The following is a 23,735-nucleotide window of genomic DNA, read 5'->3' as shown; positions in this document are numbered from 1 at the left end:
ATAAGAGCTGACGGAGAAGTGAAGGTGATGGCGCGGACTGCCGGCCCACGCCTACCTGAGACCTTCGCTCGCAAGCTGAGCGCGCTGTTCGCGTCGACCGTCCGCACAGCCACGGGTGACCCCTGGACCAACACCACGCTGGCCGAGGCCGTCACCGAAATCGGCGTGCCGGTGGTGCAGAGCTACATCAGTCAGCTGCGCCACGGCAAGCGAACAAACCCCTCGGCCGACCTGGTCGGGGCGATCGCGTCCGCTTTCGGCGTTCCCGTCGGCTACTTCTACGACGGCGAGGAAGCAACCCAGCGACAGATCGACGAGCAGCGCACGGTCAACGCGCTGCGCGCAGCCGGCGTCGAGAACGTCGCCTGGAGAGCGTCCGGTATATCGGCCCAAGGACTGGAGCAACTTGCGAAACTGGCCGACTACATCCGGGCCATGGAGGGGCTTCCACCCGCCGAGTAAGGCGGTCTGTTGGGCGGTGTTGGCCTGATCCGGGCGGTCGGCCTCGACCGTGCCGTGCAACGGCACAGTAGGCGGCTGTTCGGCGGTCCAGATCGACGTCGACGTTGTGCCCTGGCTAACGTGATCCGATGCGTTGCCGGGCCGCTCACGACCTACGTTTGTCACTGGCAGTCACACGTTCCTCAGGTTAGAGGCGGCCCATTGACCACGCGAGTGACTCGCGTCCCACCGTCAAAGTCGCCGATGAGAGTCCGTTCTGCGCTGGTCACGGTCAGTACCGCCGGACGATGGGTCATGCCTCAGGATGCAAGCTAGCCGTACCGAAGTACCGCATCCCTGCGCATCCTGAAGCATGAACACCCCTCGCGGTATCACTGTAGTGACACCCAAACATACCGGTTCCCGTCCGGAAACGTTCCATCGCCCCGCCCATGTTTGTGGCCTGCTCTCGCTGACCCACGGCACCGGAGGGGGAGAAGTCTGCGGCGAACTGGGCTCGCGCCACAGCCGAGCGGCAGCGAGGCCAGCCCTCGTCATTGAATGCGGATTCCCGTGCGACTCGCCGACGCTGCCGGCCGGCTGATGCGAGCCACTGACCCAGAGTCACCGCACGGCGTCTTCGACTACTCCATGTTCGTCAGCACGGGCGTCGTCCGGGTTGGGGTCATGTCCGCCAGCCATTGCGACCTTGGTGGGGTCGTGGAAGGGTTCCCTAGCATGACTGAGTTTGGATCGACAAGCCGGCAGCCTATGACCTCGATGGCTACGGAAGTCCGTTCGGAACCAACGCCCAATCCCGTGGGAGAGTCAATGGGCGGCGCCATCCCTGTCGCAGGTCTGCTTCGCGATTCCGGTCCTGGGGTCCTGCGACGGTTCCCGTCAGCGACCGCGGCGGGCGCCGGTTCCGAGCCAGGTCTGTTCATGTCATCGACTGACACAGTTCCGTCTTTGGCACGCAATGCGCCGCTGAACCACCCAGCCGGTCTCGCTGGAACGATCAGGCGTCAGCGTGACCTAAGGCCGGGTGCGTCTGTGGAGGCTTATGTTGACGGGACAGCAAAATGGGGGGAGGTTCAGAAGCTCAACGAGGCCCCCGGTTCGGTCAAGTATCAGGTCGCGAATACAGAGACAGGAGAAGTGTCCGAAGTTGCTGCCATCCGCTTGAAGCCGGTAAATGATGGTGACGAATTGAAGGTCGGCACAGCCGTGCGAGCAACTCCTTTTAGGCAGACATTCGATGCCGTGGTCAAGAACGTCGTGCAAGGTCCGACAAGGCAAGACTACGATGTCATGGTTCAATGGGAACAGGGTTGGCAGGTGCCAGAGGCATACCTTGAGCCGGGCGTTCCTGAGGCCGATGTCGAAGAGAAGGACTCGGAAACATTCAGGCCGGGCGAAGTGAAGAAGCGCGCGACGGCTGAGATTGAGCATTTCCGGCCAGGCGGTCAGGATGAATCGAACGCCGGCGAATATATTAAGCCTCAGGGCAAAATAGACATCACCAGTCACGCGCTTGGGTCCGGCATATACGGTGTTGCTGATGCGACGCACGAAATCAAGACTGCGGCAGGCAAGCTGGGCCCCTATACGACCGAGAAGATTCGCATCGACAACCCTTTGGTCGTTCAAAATGCATTGCATGGTCAAGAGCTTCAGGAACTCGGGAAGCGCGTGAATGGCATTGCGCAACGTTACCACGACACACCGGAAGGGGAACGAGGTGAAGTCTCAGAGCACGTAGCAGAAGATTCGGAAGAGCTCCTGAAATTGATGACCCGAGTATTTGGTCGCGCCGGGTTTGAGCCGCCTCCGCTTGCAGACGTCACAAAGGCATTGTCGATATTTGCAGATCGATACGCGGCACCCGAAAGCAAGTTCATCGATCAGCCCATGACAATCTTCCTTGCCGAGTTGTGCAAATTCGGAGGCGTCTACGGTGACGGCGAGTCCGGCCTTAACTCCTACCAAAAGGGCAGCGTCAAATTTGTTCCTCACGATCAGGAGATGCCTCGAAAGACTCGCGACGGTTTTGTTCATCAATTCGTGAAATAGCGTCTCGATCGCAAATAGACCCTTGGCTCATCGCGGCGGGCAGCCGAAACCGCGACTAATACGCCCTCGACGACGAGAAAGTCCCGACCGCCGGCGCCTTCTGGCAACGGGCCGAAGAGTTCTTCGCCGCCCACGGCATCGAGTCGGTCCGGCGGGTGCTCACGACAACGGTTCCTGTTACCGCGCCAAGACCAGCAACGACGATCTTGGTCCGGGGATCAAGCACACAGTCTGAGTTGCTCGAGCAGGCCGGCTTTGACGCTGAGCTCGATCGGGCCTCGTGTGCCGCCCCTTCGAGGAACGCGCGCTTCGGCACCGTGCGGCCGTCGTGGCCGCGGGCTCGTGTGACTGGTTATCCCGCAGGCGAGCGCCGGGTGGTTGGCACTCTCCGGTCGATTGCGGCGGCGGCGAGTTCGGTGCGGTTGGCGGTACCGAGCTTGGTGAAGATGTGCGAGAGGTGCGTCTTGACCGTGCCGCGGCTCATGAATAGGCGGGCAGCGATCTGCGGGTTGGTGAGGCCTTCGGTGATGAGGCGGACAACTTGGAGCTCGGTCGGGGTGAGGCTCGACCAGCCGGTGTTGGGTCTGCCGCGGCGGCCGCGGGCGCGGCGGGCGTATTCGACTCCCTGGTCGAGAGTGAGCCTGGCACCCTCGGCAGCCGCGCGGGCGAATGCTGGCTCACCCAGCGCTCGCCGGAGATCGGCGGCCGTACTGTCGTAGGCCCGCTGCTGGTCGGTTCCGCAGGGCAAACCGGACTTGGCGCGCGCCGACCCGGCCGCATACAGAACACGCACGTCATCGGGCGTTGGGCGGATGGCCGCACCAATGCGGGCAAGTGCTTCAAGGCTGTCGGGTTGGGCGGCTTGCAGGTCGTGGTCGACGCGAATGGTCAACGCCGCGTGGTGGAGTTCGACGGCGCGGGTGAGTCCGTCGGGTTCGGCGGCGGCGAGCTCGGCCTGTACGGCGTACGCCTCAGCCAGGGGACCGGGAAGCTGCAGACGTCGAGCGACATCAATCGCCCGACCGAGCACCGCCACCGCGTCGTCGCGCCGGCCGGCGGCGGCGAGTGCCGCACCGAGGCGGGGCAGCGCCCTACCGGCGAGCCAGGTCGCGACGCCCCGGTCGGTGGAGGCGGCGGCCCGCTGCAGCCACGCAATGGCGGCCTGGGGGTCACCTCTGCGCATCGACAGCATCGCGACGGCGTAGTGGAGGCCGGGTACGAATACCTCGTCTTCGACGCCTTCGACCAGGCGCAGCACAGGGTCGATCAACTCGGCCGCGCCGACGAGGTCGCCCGTCAGCGCCTTGATTTGCGCGAGCACAGAGCGGGCCAGACCGACGCGCAGGTGGTCGGCCAGGGGCTCGGCGACCAGCAGCGCCTGCGCGGCGAGGTCCAGCCCACGGGCCGGATCGCCGCCGGCCAGGGCTCCCTCGGCCTGGTAGGTCAGCACGGTGGACAGGACGCCTCGGTGGTGTTGCAGACACTGCTGGACGGTCGCATCGATGATCGCTTCGGCCTCGGCGTGCCGATCGCGCAGGTGAAGGATGATGGCCTGCAGCGCTCGTGCGCCACCGAGCACGAAGGTGTTTCGGCCCGCCCGGGCCGCGACGTGGGCCTGCTCGCACAGGCGCCACGCCTCGTCGAGGTCGGTGTAGAAGCAGCCGACGGCCAACAGGTTCAGGCCCAGCGCGCGCAGCCCTTCATCGCCGATCTCGGCGGCCAGTTCGACCGCTCGCGCGGCCGCGTCGTACTCGACGTCGAGCGGGCCGGCGGTGTCGGCGACGAGGGCAAGACCGGTCATGAGGCGCGCCTGAAGCCGGGAGCGCTCGTTCGGTGCGCGGTCGATCGCCCGGTGCAGGAAGTCGATTCCCTCCCGGCCGCGGCGATCGAGGTGCCAGAGCCATGCCAGTGACGCCGCCAACTCCCGGCCGGCGCGGGGCTCGTCCGCCGTGACACCCCACTCCAGCGCCGACCGCAGGTTGTCGTACTCGATGTGCAGTACCCGCCGCCACCGGTCGGCATCCACCTCCCGATCCGCTTCTGCCGCTTCGACGAACCGCAGGTACCAGGCGAGGTGCCGCTCGCGCAGCGCGGCGTGGTCCTCCGCCTCGACCAGGCGAGCCGCAGCGTACGCGCGGATCGTCTCCAGCAGCCGGTAGCGCGACTCGCCGCCCCGCTCCTCGGCCACCACCAGCGACTTGTCCACCAGCCGGCCAAGCGCCGGCAGGACCTCGGCGGCGGTCACTGTCCCACCGGCGCAGAGTGCACGCGCCGCGGCAAGCCCGAACGTACCGGCGAACACCGCGAGCCGGCGAAACACGACGCGGTCGATCTCGTCCAGCAGCGCGTGACTCCAGTCGATGGATCCGGCGAGCGTGCGTTGCCGCCGCTGCGCGCCACGAGGGCCCCGAACGAGCAGCGAGAACCGGTCGTCCAGGGCCGCCTCCACCTGCTGAGGCGGGAGAGTCCGCACCCACGCCGCGGCCAGTTCCAGCGCCAGCGGTATCCCGTCCAGGTGCGCCGCAATCGACCGGATCGCCGCCTCGTTGGACTCGTCGAGGGTGAACGACGGCTGCATCAGTCGCGCTCGATCCACGAACAGCGACAGCGCATCGTCGTCCGACAACGGTGGAACCCCCAGGACCGCCTCGCCCGGCACACCGAGCGGTTCGCGGCTGGTGACCAGGACGGCGATCTGCGGGCAGCCGCGCAGCACGGCCTCCACCGTGCTCGCGACACCGTCGAGCAGGTGTTCGGCGTTGTCGAGGCACAAAAGTGACCGCCAAGTGGTCAGGTGCGCACACAGCGTGGACAGGCGCCCGCCGACGGCCGGGGCGCCGACGGCGTCGGCGATGGTAGCGGCCACCGCCGTGCTCTCACTCACTGTGGCGAGGTCAACCCACCAGACGCCGTCGAGATACTGATCGGGCTGATCCGCGGCAACCTCCCCGGCCAACCTTGTCTTGCCCGCGCCGCCCGGCCCGGTCAGGGTCACGAGCCGGTGGCGCGCCAGCAGTCCAGCCGCCGTTTCGATCTCCGTGCTGCGTCCGATGAACGACGTCAACCCGACCACAAGATTGTTCGGCACCCGAATTGGCGATCGCGCTGCCTGGTCGTCTGCGCCGCTCATGGGCTACAGGATGCCAGGGGACCCGGCCCGCGCCACCGACCGTCGATCGGCCACCACCCGGCGGCGTATCGGCCACCTGGCAGATGATTCGCGACCGTGCGTCGTCCACGATTCGTTGCAGAGCCGAATCACGTGAGGATGTGGAGATCATGACGTTCACGCCAGTGCGAGCGGACGGACCGCTTGCCGTCTCGACCAGAAACCCTCGCTACTTCACCCCGGCCTCGGGGTCCGGCGCCGGCCGTGCCGTCTATCTGACCGGGTCACACATCTGGAACAACCTGCACGACGGCATGGGCCCGGGGCCAGATGGCCCGGACGAACCTGAGCAGATGGACTACCGGGCCTACCTGCGGTTTCTCATCGAACGGGGGCACAACTTCATCCGGCTCTGGCGCTGGGAGCAGGTCCGATCCCAGGCGGCCGGTGGGAACTACCACCTGAACATGACGCCCCAGCCGTGGATGCGGACCGGGCCTGGCACCGCGAAGGACGGCAAGCCCCGCTTCGACCTGCAGCGGCTCGACGAAGCGTTCTTCCAACGCCTCCGCGACCGGGTCGCGGCCGCCGGCGAGGTCGGGATCTACGTGGGCGTCATGCTGTTCGACGGCTGGGCGCTGCACCTCAGCCCGCCACCGGATCACATCGAGGGCCACCCGTTCCACGCAGGCAACAACGTCAACGGTATCTCCGCGAATTCGATCAACGACCTGCAGGTCCTACCGCTCGGTCCGCGCGTCCAGGCGCTCCAGGAGGCGTATGTCCGGAAGGTCGTCGACACCCTCCACGACCTTCCCAACCTGCTGTGGGAGGTGGCCAACGAGTCGTCCGGCGACGGAAAGGTGACCGACGAGTTCGCCGCGTTCCTGGGCATGGACAAGGCGCCGACGTGGGGCGACTCGACCGAGTGGCAGTACTGGGTGATCGACACCGTCAAGCGGCATGAGGCGGCGTGCGGCTACGACATGCATCCGATCGGCATGACCATGCAGTTTCCCGTGGCGGACCAGACCAAGGTGAACGACGCGCTGCTGGGAAGCCGCGCCGAGTGGATCTCGCCAGGCTACGACGATGAGATCTTTACCAATGGACGCCACCCGATGGCGCCGGGCTCGCCTGCCTCGCGCTGGTTCGCCGATCCGCCGATCGCCGACGGCGCCAAAGTGGTCATCAGTGACACCGACCATTACGCACCGGGACAGGGCGACGCACTGTGGGCGTGGAAGTCGTTCCTGCGCGGCCACCACCCCATCCTCATGGACTTCGGCCTGATCGCCGGGCTGGAGCCAGCCGGTGAGTCAACCGCCGACAGCGGTGTGCCGCCGTTCGAGTCCTACGAGCCGGCGCGGTGGGCGATGGGCGACACCCGCCGGTACGCCGAGCGCATCGGACTCATCGACATGTCCCCCCGGCGGGACAGCGCATCCACCGGCTATGTGCTGGCGAACCCCGGTTCGGAGTACCTCGTACTGGACCCGGACGGTGAAAACGGGGCGTTCACGGTCGACCTGCTGGACGGCGCCTACCAGGTCGAGTGGTTCGACATCACCAACCGGGAAACGACGGTGTGCGAGGCGCTTGACGTCAAGTCGGCGAGCACCGTCGAATTCTCTTCGCCGTTCCCGCCCGGTCCCGCGGTTCTGTACCTGAGCCGCGCCTAGGTGGGAGTACCTGTGGCCCGGACAACAGACCCTGGAGGAATTCGAATGAGCAAGGTTATCGCCGACATCTCAATGTCGCTGGACGGATACGTCACTGCGCCCGGGGTGGACCAGGAACACGGCCTCGGCATCGGCGGCGAGGCGATCCATGCGTGGGTGCTCGAGGAGCCCCGCTCTCCCGTCGACGAAGCGGTGCTGGCGCACAGCTTCGAGAGCACCGGCGCCGTGGTGATGGGGCGGCGGCTGTACGACATCGTGGACGGCCCGAACGGCTGGAACGACGACGTCGGGTACGGACACGACCAGAACCAATCGGCCGCACCGCCGTGCTTCGTCCTCACCCACCAGCCGCCCGCCCAGGTCCGGCTCGCGTCCAGGTTCCGGTTCGTGACCGAGGGAGTAGCGGCTGCCATCGACCAAGCCCGGTCGACGGCGGGTGAGAAGGACGTGGTCGTCATGGGCGGCGCGGACGTCATCGACCAGAGCCTGGGCGCGGGGTTGGTGGACGAACTCCGCATCCACCTGTCACCGCTGCTGCTCGGCGGCGGAACGCGGCTGTTCGATCTCGTCGGCCCGACCAGGCTGATCCAGCGGGAGGTCATCGGGTCCCCGCGGGCGACACACCTCACCTACGAGGTCGTCAGGGACTAGGCGGCCGTACGTCGTGATCAGGTCGCTGGTGGGGCTCGATGGCCCGTGCCCTGGCCTTATGGCTTCCGCCGCTGTGCCCATTTCTGTTCGGCACCGTCGGTGACCGAGTTCAGGCTTTGCATCGTCCAGTCCCGGGAGTTCCTGCCATGACAACCGATCTCGGGGCCCACGTGCGGGCCACCATCGACTCATTCTAGTGATGGTCACTGGCCATCAGTTGACGATCGTGAGCTCCATCCGTTCGCTGAGGAGTCGGCGTCCGTCGCCTAGGTCAAGTGGTGCGAGGAGACCCCAGGTCCCCAGGGGCACCATGTAGCCCAGCTCCGGCTTGATGCTGGCGGTGCAGACCAGCAGCGGGATACGGATGGTGCCGGCCGGAGCGGCGATGAAAGTGATCAGCGCCAACCTCTGGGCGCCGCAGAAGCCGCCGACGGTCGCGCCGGTCACTGGGTCGACACCGTCGGCGGTGATCTGACCATTGGTGTGGACATGCAGGGGCACGTTGCTCAGATTCGTGACATTGACGTGGTGGATGGCAGTCTGACCGCGCCTGATGCTGAGTGGACCATCGAGTGCTACCCGCAGCTCATGAGGGTCAGCGAACGTCGCTGGTCGGTGGTTCTTGTTGTGTTCGTCGGAGTGGGCTGTCATTGGGTAAATGAGTGCGCCGACGCGTAGGACGACGAGATTCCCGTACTTGTGATGGAGACGCTTGGCGAACTCCTCCGCGTCGGCCGCGAGTTGAATGTGCCATGGCGGGTGGCAGAACCTCTGTTCGGTCTGCGGGCTCATCTGTAGGACGCGCGGGCGGGCAAGGTGAAGTTCCTCCAATTCCCTGCGCAGTTGCTCCCAGGCCTCTAGCTCGGCGGGGTCGGATCGTTCGATCTGCACGGCGGCTTCGTCAATACCGAGTTGTCGTGCGATGGCTTGAATCGCTGCGGTGTCGGCCGGCTCGAGATTCAGCACCGACAACCGAACGACGTCGGGGCCGCCGAAGTACGAATCGGTCAGGCGGTCGCCGAACAGCGCCGATGCTTCCTCGAAGATTGGGCTGAGAGCAGCCTGCTTAGCCATGTCGCGCATGGCTTCCGCCCACGGCAACTGGTTCTCCTCCATGACCTCACCGTAGTCCCGATCGAAGGTGTCGGCTCCGTACCAGTGAGCGATCCTCCTCCGGAGCTCAGGACGCAGGCCGGCTGCCTGCCATGAGAAAGGTGTCCGGATCAAGCGCCTGTCACCCCTGTTTGACGACCTGCATGACCGTACCGTCGGGACCGAAGGCGGTGACCGTCACTGAACCAGCAGATACGGGCGCGACGAACACCCGGACCTGGGTACCGACCGGACTCAGGGTGACCGCAACTCCTTTGGGGCGCGCCGAGTCCTGCAACTGAACATGGTCCACCTTGCCGCTGGCGGCTCCCCAGATGGCATCACTTCTGGCCAACTGCGTACGCCCCGCGACCCGCAGTGGATCACTTGAGGAAGGCAGGAGCACTCCGCGGGCGCCGTTGGTGAGAAAGACCGCGCCGCCTGGGTAGGCCGCAAAGCACATCGAGCCGCCACCTGCACCGCCAAAACGACCGAATGCTGCAATCGGTGATCCGCTGAGCAGATCGCCGGGACCGGGCGGCCCGGTCTCGGTGCCCTCGACCACCTCGGTCGGTTGGGTGGGACAAGCAGGGCTGGCACTGCCCCCCGCTGGGAAGCTGTACGTGTCGGGTGTCGAGTCGGTCGCCGGTGGCACGACTGGAGTGCCCGCCGATTCGACCACGGGAACCGAAGTGGTCGGGGCCTCCGCCTGGACAGACCGTTGGCTGGCTGCCCTGCACCCGACCGTGGTCGCAGCGGCTATCAGCAGCAGTGAGGTTGCGGCAACGTGCTTGCGTGCTGACACCGGTACCTCCGCTTCACAACGGGCATGGGGTCACGCCCAGGTGAACGTACTTGAATGGCCACCGAGCGCGACCGCCTCCCATGATCTGGTCATGTACCTGACGGAGCCGCTCAGTCAACCGTTGCACCGGTTCGCAGCCGCTTGTCACCCCACCAGCCGGCCCTCACCACTCAACTCGATGCCCTGGCCGCGTTGGGCGTGGCTGCCGCCCCGGTCTGCGGGAGGCGATGGCGGCCTGCCGGGAAGGCGACACCTGGTCGTCCCAACTCGACCGGCTGGCCCGCTCGCTGTCTGATGCGCGGGCCGTCGCCCGCCGATCTGGTTTCCCCTGACGCAGTAGTGCGACCGACAGGGCTGTTGGCCGTTTCCGATGGATGGGCCCAGTGACACGGTTCCGTCGTGGATGAGGATCCCGTCATGACGACCGAACGGGGGTGACGATCCGCGTTCCGCAGCCGCACTCGCAGAGGTCGATTGCGGTGTCGAACTCCGTCGAGATTTACAGCAGGTTATGGGCTCTCGGTGACCTTGGCTTCGGTCACCGAAATTTTGGTGCGGTTCGATTCGCGGCGCATGTGCGAGTACATCTGGTGGCAGTGCTCGCCCTTTGACTGGAGCCACCGGCTCCGGAAACGATGCGGTCGGACGTGTGAGCGGCAGCAGCAGAGTTGCGCTTCAGTCGTGCTGATCAATGTTGAAGTCATAAGCGCCGCGGCTCGCGCCGGTGAGTGCCCGGGCTCACGATCATCGGGACCTTGTGCTCTATTGGGCCCGCAGGTTGAGGCGCTTCGCTTGGAGCGCATTGCTGGACCGAGCGGGTGCGCGCCACTGAGACGAGAGGAACGACTCGATGAAGGGTGTTGTTGGGGGGACGATCCTGTGTTTGGCGATCAGCCTGGGGCTGGGGATGGCGCCGGCCGCCACAGCGGCTGGACCGGGTACCGGCGTTGCCCGTGCGCAGGGGGCGCCAGCCCAGAGCGCCGCATGGTTGGCAGCCCCGGCCGGGATCGCAGACGCGCCGCTACCGGTCCTGCGCCAGGGCAGCAACAGTTCAACCCGGAAGGTGACGGTCCGATCTCTGCAGTATCTGCTCAACGCGCATGGAGCCGGTCTGGCGGTGGACGGCATCTTCGGGTGGAGGACCGCGGGCGCGGTGAAGACATTCCAACGCAGTCGACATCTCACGGTCGACGGCATCGTTGGGCAGCGGACGTGGCACGCCCTATTCGTCACCGTGCGGCAAGGGAGTACGGGACCAGCCGTGCGGGCCGTGCAGGATCAATTCGACGACCGCTATCTGCGGGCAGGGGGAGCTGCTTCTCTGGCTATTGACGGCATATTCGGCCCGCGGACGCTTCGAGCTGTGCTCTATTATCAGAACCGCGCCGCAGACTATAATCCGTTTCAGGTTGACGGGATCGTCGGCCCCCAGACATGGGCGGCGCTGATTCACGGTTACCTTCCCAGGGACTGAACGGCTCCTAGGTCAACATCTGCTCGCCGGACAGAGCGAACACGCACCAATGACGCCCGTGCCGCCTCACGGTGCAGCGGTGATCTGGTTACTCTCCTTGCGGCGGAACAGGTAGTACCCCATCGTGGCGCCCTTCACTGCGACGTTCTGGCCGGAGCTGAAGAACTTGTCGCGGCTCTGTTCGCCTTGGACTACGAATACGAATGAGCCGGTGATCAATTCCCACCCTTCGGTGATAATCGCGTTGAGGGTGGCAGTGGGGTCGTACACCTCCGTGGTATTCACGCTTCCGACCAGTGCGATGACGATGGCCTCCTGTGTCATCACCTCAAACTCCGTCTGGAACACCTGGTCGCCGTTGAGAAAGGATCGTCGGGCGCGGCCCGGTGGGCTATTCGCGAACTTGTCAGGGCCGGGACCGCGGAGTGCTCGCAGAGCGGCGGCCACGCCCTTGGTCTCTGTGGTGTCGACGGCGTCGGCCACGGCGACGTCGTCGTCGGTGACCTCGGTTGCGCCGTAATATTCACTGATCGGTTCGGTGGTGTGCTCGCAGTTGGCACAACGCAGCTGCTCGGTGCGGCGGCCGCGGAGCGGACAGCCGATCCGGACGCAGAATCGCTGCCCGAGTGGTGCGCTCATCGGTCGCTGAACGGGCCGTGGCGGTTCATGGCGGCAGAGTATCGCGATGGCAACTGCAGCGGTGGCCGGCCCCGGCCGGCAGTTCCCCGGATCCTCGCACCGAGTCGACTAGCCGAATGGACTGTCGGAGTCGTCAAGCACGTGCTGGAAGCGGCAGAGAGCGCGTGGGGTCGGCAGCTGCCCATCAACAAGGGTCAAGCTCCGCGAGCGTTACGAGCAAGTGAAGGTCCAGCGGCCGGTGCTGGTCGTCGGTGACCTGGCGTTCTCCACCGAGGCCGAGGGCGTCACCACGCCATCGCTGTCGGACCACCTGCTGGCCCAGGACACGGATCACGGTGATGACGTTGATCGACACCCGCCTGGCGATCGGGGAGATCGACGGTTGGGCCCGACAACGACATGCCACCGGATGCCAGGGCGGGCCGGGACACCATGCGGCTGCTGGATCGCGACGCACAGGCCGCCCACCGCAACATCTTTGCGCACCTGAGACCGGATCGGCAGGCGTCCCAGATTCCATTGGTGCAGGACCTTGTGACCGCCTCCGTCCGGCGGCACCATTTCCCCGCATCCCCCTGACGTCCGCGTACGTATCAGCCTGACTCCGCAGCGACGGCCTATGCCAGCCCGCAGCGTGGGCAGGGGGCTGCATCCCGCTCCCCGAGGAACTGCCCGCATCCGGCACAGACCAGTTCGAGCCAGCACACCGGATCGCCGGCCGGCTCCGAGGTGGGCCGGACGGGGGCCGCCGCCGTCACGCGCGGCGCTGCGGGGAGACCAGCGGGCGCGGTCGAGCCATCCGACAGGGCGTCGACCACGCTGGTCGACCATGCCCGCACAGCGGCCGCGTCGATTCCGAACGGCGGGATCCCCGGCAGCGCCTCCAGCGCACGGCTGCTGCGCTGCAGGAGGGCAACGGCGCCGCGGGTGTTGCCGCGGGCCAGATGCGTGACGCCGACAGCGAACTGGGCCAGCGCCTTCCACCATTCGCGCTCGGGCCCGTCGGACAGCTTCCACGCGTCCTCAAATACCTCGTGCGCGTGGAACGGATACCCGTCATCGAGAAGTCGCTGCGCCTCGAGCAGCGTTTCGACGGGTGTGCGGCGGACCCCCTCGGGCTGCCGTGCCACTCCGGCCGTTCCGTAGGGGAGTGGCCGACCCAACTTGTCGCGTGGCCGGGCATTGCGGGCCGTTCCGGCCTGATCACGATCGCGCGCACCGGCGCCTGAGGTCGTCACCCTGTCAGTCTGCCCTGGCCCGGAGCACACCGAGCGCCGCGAGGCTCACCAAGGGGTTGCTCCGCCGCAGCCCGGTCGGGCCCCAGTCGGCGTAGCTGTGCCGGCTCGCAACCCGGTCGGCGCGGGGAGCGTTCGGTTCCTCCAGGGGGAAACCACCGTCGGGAAGTTGCTTGGATGCCAGCAGGGCCAGGGCGTCGGCGCAGCGAGGGTCGTCCAGCCGACCCAGATCGGCCATCACTTCCAACGCGAACAGCACGTCGTAGAACTGGATCGGATAGTGGATCCGGTCGACGCGGCCGCCCCACTTCGGCTTGATCGGGCTGCCGTCGCCCCTGCGCCACAGCAGTCTCCGGGAAAGCACCAGCTCAGCGACACGCTGCGCGGCGTCCAACGACGGCTGGTGCTGGTGGGCTCGTCCGTAGGCCCACAGGCCACGCGCCGGGATCAGCGACTCCTGGAACGATGAAGTCCTGACCTGGGGACGCTTGTCGCAGTTCCAGCCGCCGTCCGGCCATTGCCATCCGATCAGCCGGTCCACCAGCGCACGAGTGCGATCGCCTTCCAGCCCCAAGCGCACCGAGTACCGGATGGCGTTTCCGTCCATCGAGGCGCAGTGTCGCACCCGCTGGTCCTCGCCGGCGTAGATCGCCGTCAACGGCGGCCGGAGGAAGTGGCTCGAAAGGAGCCAACCGTAGACGCGGTGTACCAACGGAAGCAGGGTCTCATCGCCGGGCGGATATCCGATCATGGCTAGGCTGGTCAATGTCCAGTGCGGTCCCTGCCATTTGCGATAGGTGTGAGCGAGGGTCTTCTCGTCCTGTTCGAAGATGCGCAGCAGGGCACGCGCCATGGGCGATCCGGCGATCCGCGCGCGGACTGCCCGAGCCTGGGCCGACGTCGGCGCGATCCCGGCCACCTGACCGGCCCGGTGGGCCACTACCGGGTCACTCGACTGGACCAGCGCACTGACGAGGGCGTCTGCCGTCGCCCGACGCTCGCCAAGAATGTCCGCAGCCGCGTGCATATCCGACGATAGCTGCGGTGGTCGACAGGCCGCCACCCTTGAAGCTGTGGTCGCACGGAAGACGAGCCGCTACCCGTGCACATCGTAGTTGATGTGCCCCGCGTATCGGGCCGAAAAGCCGGTACCACTCGGCGCCGTGACGGTGACGTCGTAGTAGCCGCGAGCGGTCGGCCAGTCGACGGTGCGGGAAGCACCGCCGGTCAACCAGATCTCCTGGGCTGCTCCGCTGAAGTCGTTCGGAGACAGAATGAACCGGACCGCCGTGTGACCGTCGTTGCGCAGGCTTAAACGGAGCAGCGGCTTGGTACCGGAGACCAGGGTAGCCGTCACCGCCGGCGCGGCTACGTTCTTCCGGCCCGCCCGGATCACCTCGCCGGCGAAGGCGCGCACAAATCCATCCGGGCCGTAGATCGAGAACCTGTACTTCCCATCTGTTTTGGTGACGTCCCACTGGTACTTCCGTTCGGAGTCCTTAGCCACCAGGAAGGGTGTGGCCTGGAAGGGCAGGTAGGCATCGGGCAGCACGGTCATGCTCAGAGCGTCATCGCCGGCGTTGCTCATCGTGGCGGTGACCAGGCCCTTGACGCGGTCGACGATGATGTCGCAGTGCGGCTGGTAGCCGGTCGGCCGATGCGGCCGGGTGCCCGATTCCTGGGTCGGCATCGATTGCTGGCCGACCGCGGGCGCGCTGACGGCCGGCTTCGACCGCCCGGCGTCCGAGGCCACGATCAGCGGCACCGTGTCTGGCAACTGCGGGACAGTGAAGTCCGGATTGGCGAAGTCGAAGGCCTTTGTCAGGTCGCCGGACACCTGGCGTCGCCAGTTGCTGATGTTCGTCTCCTTGACTCCGGTCCAGGTCTCCAGGAACTGCAGCATCGAGGTGTGGTCGTAGACGTTCGAGTCGACGAAACCGCCACGGGTCCACGGCGAGGCCACCAGCATCGGTACCCGGGCGCCGAAGCCGATGGGTAGGCCGGAGACGAACTCGTCGGGGGTCCCCGCTTCCGGTGTCGGCGGCAGCACGTGGTCGAAGTAGCCGTCGTTCTCGTCATAGGTGACGAACAGCGCCGAGGATTCCCACACGTCGGTGTTCGCCATCATCGCCTGCAGTATCGCGTCGATGTAGTGTGCGCCGTAGTCGGGACTGGCCGACGGATGCTCGCAGTATCCGTAAGGCGCGACCACCCAGGAAACCCTCGGCAATGTGCCCGCTTTGCAGGCTGCCTCGAACTCGGCGAGCACGTGGTGGACATGGTTCGGACCGAGTGGGGTGTTGGCGTTCGGCTGCCAGGGCCGCACCCCACCCCGTTGTGCCAGTTGCTGTTCGGCGGGATCGGCGGAGTTCATCGAGTCGTGGTAGGCGTTGAAGAACCACAGGGGGTTGTCGCCGTAGTCGCCTACCCAGGAATCCGCGCCGCTCCCGTCGCCGACCTCGTTGTTGTTGTAGACCTGCCAGCTGACACCGGCGTCCTGCAGGCGCTCTGGGTAGGTCTTGTAGCTCTCGATGGCGACGTAGTCCGAGGGATTGTCGGTCCGGTCGTCGCTGGTGCCGGTCCAGAAGTACAGCCGGTTGGGCGATGTCGGCCCGTTGAGTGCGCAGTGGTAGTTGTCGCACACGGTGAACGCGTCGGCCAGTGCGTAGTGGTACGGCAGGTCGTCCCGGGTGAAGTACCCCATGGTCTGCGCTCCCTTGGCCGGGACCCAGCGATCCCAGGCGCCGTCGGCGGCGGCCGAATGCCCTGATGACCAGTCGTGCGGCAGGCCACCGGCGTTCTGGGAGTCGAACTTCGAGGTGTCCATCCGAAATGGAAGCAGGGCACCACCGTCGGTGCGGGACGGTGTCGGTTGGTGGAACACCGACTTGCCGGTCGGCAATTGCAACGCCTGCTTGTCGGCGAATCCGCGTACACCTTGCAGGCTGCCGAAATAGTGGTCGAACGACCGGTTCTCCTGCATCAGGATCACGACATGCTTCAGGTCGTTCATCGTCCCGGTGCGAGTCGGTGGGGTCACGGCGGGCCGGTGGGCGCTGATGTTCCGGGTCGCCGCTGAGATGCCGAACACCGATGCTGCCGTGGCTGTCCCGGCCAGGGTGGTGGCGAGCCGCAACACGGCTCGGCGACTCATGCCGAAACGCAGGGCGGACTCGACGTCATTTTCATCCATGGCTTTCCCCTTTTGCGCTGTGGACATTTGTCCTTCGGATTGCTGGTCGGCGTGCTCAGGCATGGCGACCCCGTCGGCGACGGGCCAGCAGGACGCCGAGGACGATCAGGCCCGTGCCGATCAGAATTGGCAGGCCGATCGCGAAGCCGGTGAACGCCAGGGGATTCGCCGGCACTGATGACGTTGTTGCCGCGGACGTGGGGACCAGCACGCCACTCGTTCCGCCAGGTGTGCCCGACGAATTCACCGACGCTGCCGTCACCGTCAGCGCCGCCATTGCGATCGTGCCGCCGACCCGCACCAGTGCGATCTGATGGGCCCCGACGGGAGTGCCCGCCGGGATGGTAAAGCTCTGCGAGCTCCCGCCGTGCAGATCGACGGTCAACGCTCCCAGCAGCACCGGTTGCGAATGCAGATACACCTGGAACGAAGTCCGCGCCGGCGCGTCGCTGACGGTCACGATGACGGAACCGCCTTGGGGAACAGTGGTCTTGTTGAGCCGGAGCAACAGGTGTCCGGAATCGGTGGTCGAGGTGCTCGGATTCCTGGAGGTGCCGGTCGAAGCCGTTGTTGGCGTCGTCGGCGACACGGGGGTTGACGGACGACCGGTAGAGGGGGCGCTGCTGGTCGGCTTGGTCGTACTGGTCGGAGATGTCGGCGGAGTCGGGGTGCCGAGCGAGAAGGTGGTCACGGCGGCTTCGTGGTCGCTGGTCCAGTCGTTCGCGGACACGTCGGGTTCCGGCGTCGGCCAACCGGTCGCCAAATCGTGTGCTTCCACCACGTTGAGTCCGCCCGCGTAGTCGACATAATCGATCCGGTCTTGCGGCTCCTGGCCGGTGGGCGAGGTGTGGGTAAGTTGTACCGGCGACCAGGTATTCGCGGGGTCAGCTGCCGGGTCGGGGCTGTAGTCCCGGTAGGAGTCGACCAGACCTGCGGCCTGCAGGGCGCGCGGGACTGGCCAGGCCACGGCACCGGCTTGACAGTGGGAGGCGGAAGTGGCGGCGGTCCAGTCCTTTTCGGACGGCGAGGCCAGGTCGCCGAGCAGGATTACCGGCGCCGTCCCGGCCCTGGCCAGGTCAGGCGCCATGGCCGCGGTCAGCGCCTTAGCCTGCGCGTACCGCGTGGTGGTCGTCTCGTGTACCGCCAGATCGGTGGCCGAGTTGAAGCAGGCTCGGTCGGGCCCGTAGTCGCTCTCGTCGAGGTGCGCAGTCCACACCCGGATCGCCCTGGTGCCCACCGTGATCGTGGCCGCCGCCGCCGGTAGGGTCACGCTCGGCACGACCGTGGAGGAGATCGGAAACGCGCTGATCAAACCGACGTCGCCAGCGCTCTGGTAGGAATACCAACCCAGATCGTCGGCCAACTTGGCGGCAGTGGTGCCAGCTGATTCCTGCACGCCGATCACCGTCAGGCCGTCGTCGACGATCGCCGCAAGTTCCTTGTGTTCGGCATCGTCCACGTGAGTTCCTGCGTCCCATAGGTTCCAGGTAGCCGCGACGATCACCGGGGGGGTACCGGCCGCGACCACCGGAACATCCAGGCTCAGCCGGCCGGTGTCGCCCTTGCCGTCATCGGCCAACACGGTGATGGAGCCGGGGTGCACTGGGACCCCGGCCGGCGCGGTGCCGGTCACCACTCCGGCCGAGGAGACCTTCAGCCAGTCGTCTCCCGACTCTTTGGTGAAGGTGACGCCGGTCGAATCGCCCGTCCAGAGTGCCGAGATCTTCTGGGAAACTGGCGCTCCGACAGTGTGTGGGGTCAGCGGGAAGTCGTCGGTGACGAAATGCGGTCCGGTCGTACCAGTCACCGGTGGCGCGGCCGCGACCGTGAAAAGGATCGGCTGAGCCAGCCAGGTGTAGCCGTCGTCGTAGAGGAAGTAGGCCACGTGCTTGCCCACACCGAGCGATGCGGCGCTGAAAGTCACTGTGCCGGACGCGTTTCCGGTGTACGACCAGACGGTGGACGATTGGTGGGAGGTCTGGTCGTAGGGACCGCCGTTGGGGTCGGCATACAGGCCCACCCAGTTGTTGGCGGCCACCTTGGTGGTCGAGTAGGTGAAAGTAAGGGTGTCATCGACGGTCGGGTTGGCCGGCGATAGCTTGAAGGTGCCCGACGCAGGAGCGGTCGAGGTGGTCGAAGTCGTGGTTGTGGTGGTGACCGGCGGAGCGGCCGGGAGCAGGTAGAAGCTGACTGGTACCGCCAGCCACTGGTAGCCGTCCTGATAGAGCAGATAGGCGGACTTCACCCCCGCCGTCATGCTGGTGGTGGCCAGCGTCAAGGTGCCGGTGGCCGACTTGACGTAGTCCCACACGGTCGCTGCGGCGCCCTTAGCTTGATTCACTGGACCGTCGGCCGGGTTGTCGTAGGCCCCGATCCAGTTCTTCGGGTCGGGGGTCGCCGTCGCATAGGAGAAGGTGATCGGATCGCCGACCTCTGGATGCGGCGTGGTCAAGGTCAACGTGCCGGTCGGCACGGTCGCACCGGCCGCCAGCAAGGTGAACGCAACCGGGTCGGCCAACCACGTGTAGCCGTCTTTGGCGAGGAAGTACGCGACCTTCGATCCGGCCGTCATGCCGGTGGTCGGCAGCGTTGCGATGCCGTTGACCGTGGTCACGTAGACGTAGTGGGTGGATGCCTTGTGATAGGCCTGATCAAACGGTCCGTCGCTGGGGTGGTCATAGATGGCCACCCAGTTCCTCCCGTCAACCTCGGCCGCCGTGGTGGCGAATGCGAAGGTCAGTGTGTCGCCGACCTTAGGATTGGCCGTGCTCAGCGCCAACGTTCCGTCCGGCGCTGTCACCGGCGAGGCCGCGGTCGCGCCGGGGACGACGGCCAGCATCCCGAACGCCGTGGTCGCGAGCACCAACAGAACGCCGCAGATGAAGCTGATCCAGGTGCCGCGCTTGGCCGCTGGACGTTGATTGGAACCCATGGTGCTCCCCGACAGATTTGATGAACTTGTCCGTACAAGTTCGGCCAGACAGCAGGACTGTAAGGAGCAAAGGTGACGAACAAGTGACCGGCGAACAACATCCACACAGCGGCGTCGATCTTCACCCGATTGGCAATGATGCTCGGCTCCGCCGCCACGAACTGATTGCCCAGGGACTCTCCCGGGCGATATCCAACGGCTTGTTTCCCCCCGGGAGCACGCTCCCGTCCGAGTCGGAACTGGCGGATACCTACGGCGCCTCACGCGGCACCGTTCGGCGGGCGTTACTCACCCTGGCTGCCAACGGGCTCATCGCCACCCGCCAAGGTGCCCGCAGAGTGGTGCTCGATTCCCCGTTTCCACAGACGTTTTCAGAGCTCAAGAGCTTTGCCGAGTGGGCGAGCGGAATCGGTCGTGCACCGGGCGGACACTTCGTCACGCGACGTATCGACAAGGCAGGCACCACTGCGGCGGAGGCTCTGCAGATCGCGCTCGACGCCCCATTGCTCTACACCGTCCGGCTCCGGTTGCTCGACGGCCGGCCGATCTTTGTCGAGCGGTGCTGGTATCCGGAATGGCTCATCCAGGCCGTGCTGGAACTGGACGCCGACTGCCCGTCGGTCACGCTGGCTCTTCGGGAAAGCCGCGGCCTGGTGCTCGCGTCCGGCTCGCACCTGATCGATGTGGTCGACGCCGACGCCGAAGACGTCGAGCTACTGGGCGTCGCGGCCGGTGATCCGGTGCTGCGCCGGCGAGGGGTCACCCGGCGGCCGGACGGAACCCCCTGCGACTACACCGACGATCACTACGTGAAAGGTTCGGTGACCTTCGGTATCCAGAACTCGGTCTCCAGTAATCTGTTGTCTCGCCAATTCGCAGGCGACTGACCAGCCGGGGTTCGACTCGATCGGAGGTGTCCTCGCGCTTCGTCGAGTTGATCCCGGATCTGGTTGCGGTACTTCGCGACGGGCCGCCCCTTCGCATGTGGGCTGGCAAGCACCGCCCGGAGCTCTACCTCACCTGAAGGACAGCATCTTCGTGATGATCCTGGTCGTTCTGTTCGCGCCACTCGTCGTCGTCTTGATCCTGGCCGCCGTCTTCGCCTTCAACGTCGCCGACTTCCTCATCGGCATCGTGCTGGAGATCCTGGCGGTCGCGCTGATCGCGGCGCCGCTGGTCGAGCACGACCGCGCCGAAGGGATCCGCCGGCAGATGTGGCTAAACGCCGCCGGCCGCGAGGTCGGCGCGACCAAGCAGCTCGGCGACTATGGTCCGGTCATCGCCGGCTGACTGGCATCCCGTGCTGGGGCAGGCCCGCCGCACCTTCGGACCTACGCCGGCCAGCCGCAATGGATGGACGGGTTCAGGATCTGACTGCCCCACAGTTGTGAGCGCTCGAGCTCAGTGAGGTGCGCGGCATCGGCCGCATCTGTCCACTGGCTGTTGATGGTGGAGATGTGGGACTCGATGATCTCGCGGGCCTCGTCGGGATCAAGCTGATACTCACGTGCGGCCCGCAGGCAGACCTCCAGCCTGCTGGCCCTGGACCCGTCCCGGCCGATCGCCATCGCCTGTGCGGCCTCCCCGCCCGATCGCACCTGCGGGCACAGGTCAAAGGCCGGCGTGAGGGCCAGCAGGTGGCCGTCCCAGAACGCGGCATGGTTGCGGGCGTGATCGTCGGTGTCACGTTGAACACGATGCGGCCGAACAGCTCTCGGAGCGTCGCTCGGGGCTTGGTGAAACCGGAACGAACCGCGTCCGCCAGGTCCGGATAGGTGGCGTACCTGGCCATCATCTCGTCCAGTTGGGGGATGGTCAGTACAGAAATCAACATGCGACGCTGCCCGGAGCGCCCGACCCGATCGAACCGCTCGACCATCAGTACGTCCCTGCCGGCCGAGCTGATAACCCGCGTGTCGGGAACGTGCAGACCGACACGACGCGCGAGTTCCATACCGACCGCTTCGGCCTTGACAACCGGATATGGATCGGTGGTAGAGGAGAGCTTAGCGATCCAGTTTCGGCTCCCGTCGGACAGCAGGACTTTCGGGCGGGCGCCGCCGACCGAAGTTCCCTTGAGCAGTGCCTCCGCCAGAGGCTCGGACAGAACCTGTCCCTGCTCCCGCAACCAAGCGGCTTCCTGGAGCTCACTGAGCTCGGCAGTTTCGACCCGTGGGCGGTACTCGGTTGCTCTGTGCTGGAAGTCCAGCGCGCCGATTCGATCGGACCCGGATTCCAGCAGGTAGGTGAGTTGATCGATGTCGCCGGTGTCGGACTCGGCCGTCAGGTGGCCGGCGCGCCGCGCCAAGATGACGCGCTGCCCCCATGCGTCCGGACCGGCGTCGCGGATGCACGAGGCGATGTTCAGGCCGGGAAGGGGTTCTAGGCGTCCCCGACGAAGTGGCAGTTCAGGCTCGTACAGCGAGACGGCGTCGCTGCGGGCGAGACGACGCCTACATTCGCGGTCTGACCAAGTTCGCGGCCAGTATCGCCGCCGAACGCACCGCCGTGTCGAAGCGATTGGGCCTGGCCGGCAATCGGATCACCTTCGACGGTGTGAAGATCGTTGTCTCTTTCGGAGGCTCGCCACAGGCCCTACCGCAGCGGTCCCCGTCCTAAACTGGCTGGGTCCGGTCCTACTAGCGGAGTTTCCGCAGGTCACACTGGTGTCCGAGGGGGGACTTGAACCCCCACGCCCTTGCGGGCACTAGCACCTCAAGCTAGCGCGTCTGCCATTCCGCCACCCGGACCGGGTCGCTCTGCGCCATGGTGCGCAGTGCGATCGCCAACATTACTTCACCAGGACTCAAACCGAAGAACCCGCTGGTCAGGGGCGCTCCGTAGGGCGTCCTGGGCGGCTCCGGCCGAGCCGGGCCACGCCCGCCCGACACGCCTCAGTTGCCACGGTGGTAGGAAAGCACCATGCCCGATACGGAGTCACCCGCAAGCCAGCCGATCCAACGCACCGTTGCCACCGACGAGGTCGTGCAGCTCTGCAGCGAGTTGATCCGCTTCGAGTCGGTGAACACCGGCGACCCGGACACCATCGGCGACGGGGAGGCCCAAACCGCCCGCTACATCCAGCAGAAGCTGGAAGACGTCGGCTACGAGACCATCTACATCGAGTCCGCCCCGGGCCGCGGCAACGTCGTCTGCCGACTCGAAGGGGCCGATCGCGTCCGCGGGGCCTTGCTGATCCACGGGCACGTCGATGTCGTACCGGCTGACGCGTCGGAGTGGACGGTCCACCCGTTTTCCGGCGCGGTCCAGGACGGCTACGTCTGGGGGCGGGGCGCGGTGGACATGAAGGACATGGTCGCGATGACCCTGGCCGTGGCCCGCGAGTTCAAGAGTTCCGGGATCGTGCCGCCCCGCGACGTGATCTTCGCGTTCGTCTCCGACGAGGAGGCCGGTGGCACCTGGGGTGCCCAGTGGCTGGTCGACTTCTACCCGGAGTTGTTCGCCGACGCCACCGAGGCGATCTCGGAGGTCGGCGGCTTCTCCATCACCCTGGATGACGCCCGCCGCGCCTACCTGGTGGCGGCGGCCGAGAAGGGCGTCGCCTGGGCTCATCTCAAGGCGACCGGCCGGGCTGGCCACGGCTCGATGATCAACGACGACAACGCCGTCACCCGGATCGCAAACGCCGTCTCGCGACTCGGCTCCTACGACTTCCCGCTCACCATGACGGCCACCGTCCGCAGCTTCCTGGACAAGATCCACGAGCTGACCGGGCTGGAATTCCCCGAGGACGACCTGGCCGGGTCCATCGCCAAGCTCGGGCCGGTGTCGCGGATCGTCAACGCCACGCTCCGCAACACGGCCACCCCGACCATGCTCAAGGCCGGTTACAAGGCCAACGTCATCCCGTCGACGGCCGAGGCGACCGTCGACTGCCGGGTGCTCCCCGGATCGGAGGAGCACTTCCGTGAGCAGATCGCCGAGATCGTCGGCGACGGCATCGAGATCACCTGGACCTGGCAGCCGCCGTTGGAGGTTCCGTTCGAAGGCCCGCTCGTCGAGGCCATGAAGGACGCGCTGACCGCCGAGGACCCAGGCGCGCACCCGGTGCCCTACATGCTCTCCGGCGGCACCGACAACAAGGCGTTCGCCCGCCTCGGCATCGCCGGCTACGGCTTCTCGCCGCTCCGGCTGCCGCCGGAGCTGGACTTCGCTTCGCTGTTCCACGGGGTGGACGAACGGGTTCCGGTGGAGTCCCTGACGTTCGGCACCCGGGTGCTGGACCGCTTGCTGCGCAACTGCTGACCGCACAGCCGGCCGGGGCGCGGGCCCGAGCTCGGCCTAGGTGGCCACACCAGTTGACCCGGCGCACACCGGTTCTCGGCGCGGCAATGGGTGTGGGCCCGGTCAGCTGGTGTCGATCGAGTCAACGAGTGTTGGACCGGATC

At 66.4% G+C, this 23,735-nt stretch carries 17 protein-coding genes, 1 tRNA gene and 4 pseudogenes; 11 read left to right on the top strand and 11 right to left on the bottom strand.

Going from position 1 to position 23,735, the window contains the following annotated elements:
* The first annotated feature begins 27 nt into the window (after positions 1-27).
* The 3 genes and pseudogenes from BLS97_RS19190 to BLS97_RS24670 form a co-directional block, all read left to right on the top strand.
* Positions 28-462, top strand: coding sequence for a helix-turn-helix domain-containing protein (locus BLS97_RS19190; RefSeq protein ID WP_231988201.1), 435 nt, complete (start codon positions 28-30; stop codon positions 460-462).
* A 948-nt stretch (positions 463-1,410) separates the two neighbouring features.
* Entirely contained in the window at positions 1,411-2,514 is a 1,104-nt protein-coding gene (locus tag BLS97_RS23040; protein ID WP_157695541.1) for a hypothetical protein, read from the top strand.
* A 65-nt stretch (positions 2,515-2,579) separates the two neighbouring features.
* A pseudogene (locus BLS97_RS24670) lies at positions 2,580-2,725 on the top strand (IS481 family transposase); the annotation flags it as partial.
* Positions 2,726-2,866: 141 nt separating this feature from the next.
* Here BLS97_RS24670 and BLS97_RS19185 read toward each other — a convergent pair.
* On the bottom strand, positions 2,867-5,578 hold the full coding sequence (locus tag BLS97_RS19185; protein WP_172832306.1) for a helix-turn-helix transcriptional regulator: 2,712 nt from the start codon (positions 5,576-5,578) through the stop codon (positions 2,867-2,869).
* Between the two features lie 215 nt (positions 5,579-5,793).
* Here BLS97_RS19185 and BLS97_RS19180 point away from each other — a divergent pair, with 215 nt between their 5' ends.
* A complete protein-coding gene (locus BLS97_RS19180) occupies positions 5,794-7,305 on the top strand; it encodes a hypothetical protein (protein WP_157695540.1) in 1,512 nt (503 codons plus the stop codon).
* Positions 7,306-7,350: 45 nt separating this feature from the next.
* Positions 7,351-7,956 carry a dihydrofolate reductase family protein gene (locus BLS97_RS19175; RefSeq protein ID WP_090479176.1) on the top strand — a complete coding sequence of 202 codons (606 nt, stop codon included), beginning with the start codon at positions 7,351-7,353 and terminating at the stop codon, positions 7,954-7,956.
* Positions 7,957-8,169: 213 nt separating this feature from the next.
* Here BLS97_RS19175 and BLS97_RS19170 read toward each other — a convergent pair whose 3' ends face one another.
* Positions 8,170-9,072, bottom strand: a complete 903-nt coding sequence (locus BLS97_RS19170; protein WP_090479173.1) for a hypothetical protein — start codon at positions 9,070-9,072, stop codon at positions 8,170-8,172.
* 118 nt (positions 9,073-9,190) lie between these two features.
* Positions 9,191-9,613 (bottom strand): hypothetical protein, encoded by a 423-nt coding sequence (locus BLS97_RS19165; protein WP_090479169.1) that lies wholly within the window; start codon positions 9,611-9,613, stop codon positions 9,191-9,193.
* Between the two features lie 381 nt (positions 9,614-9,994).
* Here BLS97_RS19165 and BLS97_RS24665 point away from each other — a divergent pair.
* Positions 9,995-10,164 (top strand): annotated as a pseudogene (locus BLS97_RS24665) (recombinase family protein); the annotation flags it as partial.
* Between the two features lie 16 nt (positions 10,165-10,180).
* Here the strand turns inward: BLS97_RS24665 and BLS97_RS24605 are convergent.
* A pseudogene (locus tag BLS97_RS24605) lies at positions 10,181-10,243 on the bottom strand (DUF6527 family protein); the annotation flags it as partial.
* A 598-nt stretch (positions 10,244-10,841) separates the two neighbouring features.
* On the opposite strand from BLS97_RS24605, the gene BLS97_RS19160 reads away from it, so the two are divergent.
* Entirely contained in the window at positions 10,842-11,327 is a 486-nt protein-coding gene (locus tag BLS97_RS19160) for a peptidoglycan-binding domain-containing protein (protein ID WP_407938071.1), read from the top strand.
* A gap of 66 nt (positions 11,328-11,393) precedes the next feature.
* Here the strand turns inward: BLS97_RS19160 and BLS97_RS19155 are convergent, their stop codons facing one another.
* From BLS97_RS19155 to BLS97_RS19130, 5 genes are all read right to left on the bottom strand, one after another.
* Positions 11,394-11,966, bottom strand: coding sequence for a hypothetical protein (locus tag BLS97_RS19155; RefSeq protein ID WP_090479166.1), 573 nt, complete (start codon positions 11,964-11,966; stop codon positions 11,394-11,396).
* Between the two features lie 617 nt (positions 11,967-12,583).
* On the bottom strand, positions 12,584-13,204 hold the full coding sequence (locus BLS97_RS19145; RefSeq protein WP_090479158.1) for a DUF309 domain-containing protein: 621 nt from the start codon (positions 13,202-13,204) through the stop codon (positions 12,584-12,586).
* 4 nt (positions 13,205-13,208) lie between these two features.
* The gene (locus BLS97_RS19140) at positions 13,209-14,228 is read right to left on the bottom strand and encodes a hypothetical protein (protein WP_090479155.1); all 1,020 of its coding nucleotides are present in this window, start codon (positions 14,226-14,228) and stop codon (positions 13,209-13,211) included.
* 69 nt (positions 14,229-14,297) lie between these two features.
* Positions 14,298-16,394 carry a phosphocholine-specific phospholipase C gene (locus tag BLS97_RS19135; RefSeq protein WP_197676273.1) on the bottom strand — a complete coding sequence of 699 codons (2,097 nt, stop codon included), beginning with the start codon at positions 16,392-16,394 and terminating at the stop codon, positions 14,298-14,300.
* Positions 16,395-16,449: 55 nt separating this feature from the next.
* Positions 16,450-19,326 (bottom strand): endonuclease/exonuclease/phosphatase family protein, encoded by a 2,877-nt coding sequence (locus BLS97_RS19130; RefSeq protein WP_090479148.1) that lies wholly within the window; start codon positions 19,324-19,326, stop codon positions 16,450-16,452.
* Between the two features lie 83 nt (positions 19,327-19,409).
* On the opposite strand from BLS97_RS19130, the gene BLS97_RS19125 reads away from it, so the two are divergent.
* A complete protein-coding gene (locus BLS97_RS19125; RefSeq protein ID WP_172832305.1) occupies positions 19,410-20,213 on the top strand; it encodes a GntR family transcriptional regulator in 804 nt (267 codons plus the stop codon).
* 154 nt (positions 20,214-20,367) lie between these two features.
* Positions 20,368-20,616: a hypothetical protein gene (locus BLS97_RS19120; RefSeq protein WP_090479141.1), complete on the top strand. Its 249-nt coding sequence runs from the start codon at positions 20,368-20,370 to the stop codon at positions 20,614-20,616.
* 41 nt (positions 20,617-20,657) lie between these two features.
* Here the strand turns inward: BLS97_RS19120 and BLS97_RS19115 are convergent.
* Positions 20,658-21,340, bottom strand: a pseudogene (locus BLS97_RS19115) (type II toxin-antitoxin system HipA family toxin).
* On the opposite strand from BLS97_RS19115, the gene BLS97_RS24025 reads away from it, so the two are divergent.
* On the top strand, positions 21,251-21,712 hold the full coding sequence (locus tag BLS97_RS24025; protein ID WP_231988606.1) for a hypothetical protein: 462 nt from the start codon (positions 21,251-21,253) through the stop codon (positions 21,710-21,712). The pseudogene BLS97_RS19115 and the gene BLS97_RS24025 overlap by 90 nt on opposite strands.
* 278 nt (positions 21,713-21,990) lie before the next feature.
* Here the strand turns inward: BLS97_RS24025 and BLS97_RS19110 are convergent.
* Positions 21,991-22,076: transfer RNA gene (locus BLS97_RS19110), tRNA-Leu, on the bottom strand.
* A 172-nt stretch (positions 22,077-22,248) separates the two neighbouring features.
* Here BLS97_RS19110 and BLS97_RS19105 point away from each other — a divergent pair.
* The gene (locus BLS97_RS19105; RefSeq protein WP_090479134.1) at positions 22,249-23,592 is read left to right on the top strand and encodes a M20/M25/M40 family metallo-hydrolase; all 1,344 of its coding nucleotides are present in this window, start codon (positions 22,249-22,251) and stop codon (positions 23,590-23,592) included.
* Positions 23,593-23,735 lie beyond the last annotated feature (143 nt).

Origin of the sequence: Nakamurella panacisegetis, assembly GCF_900104535.1 — a bacterium.
GTDB classification, from domain to species: Bacteria; Actinomycetota; Actinomycetes; order Mycobacteriales; family Nakamurellaceae; genus Nakamurella; species Nakamurella panacisegetis.
Note: the sequence above shows the minus strand (reverse complement) of the source record. Positions and strands in the feature narration are given on the sequence as shown.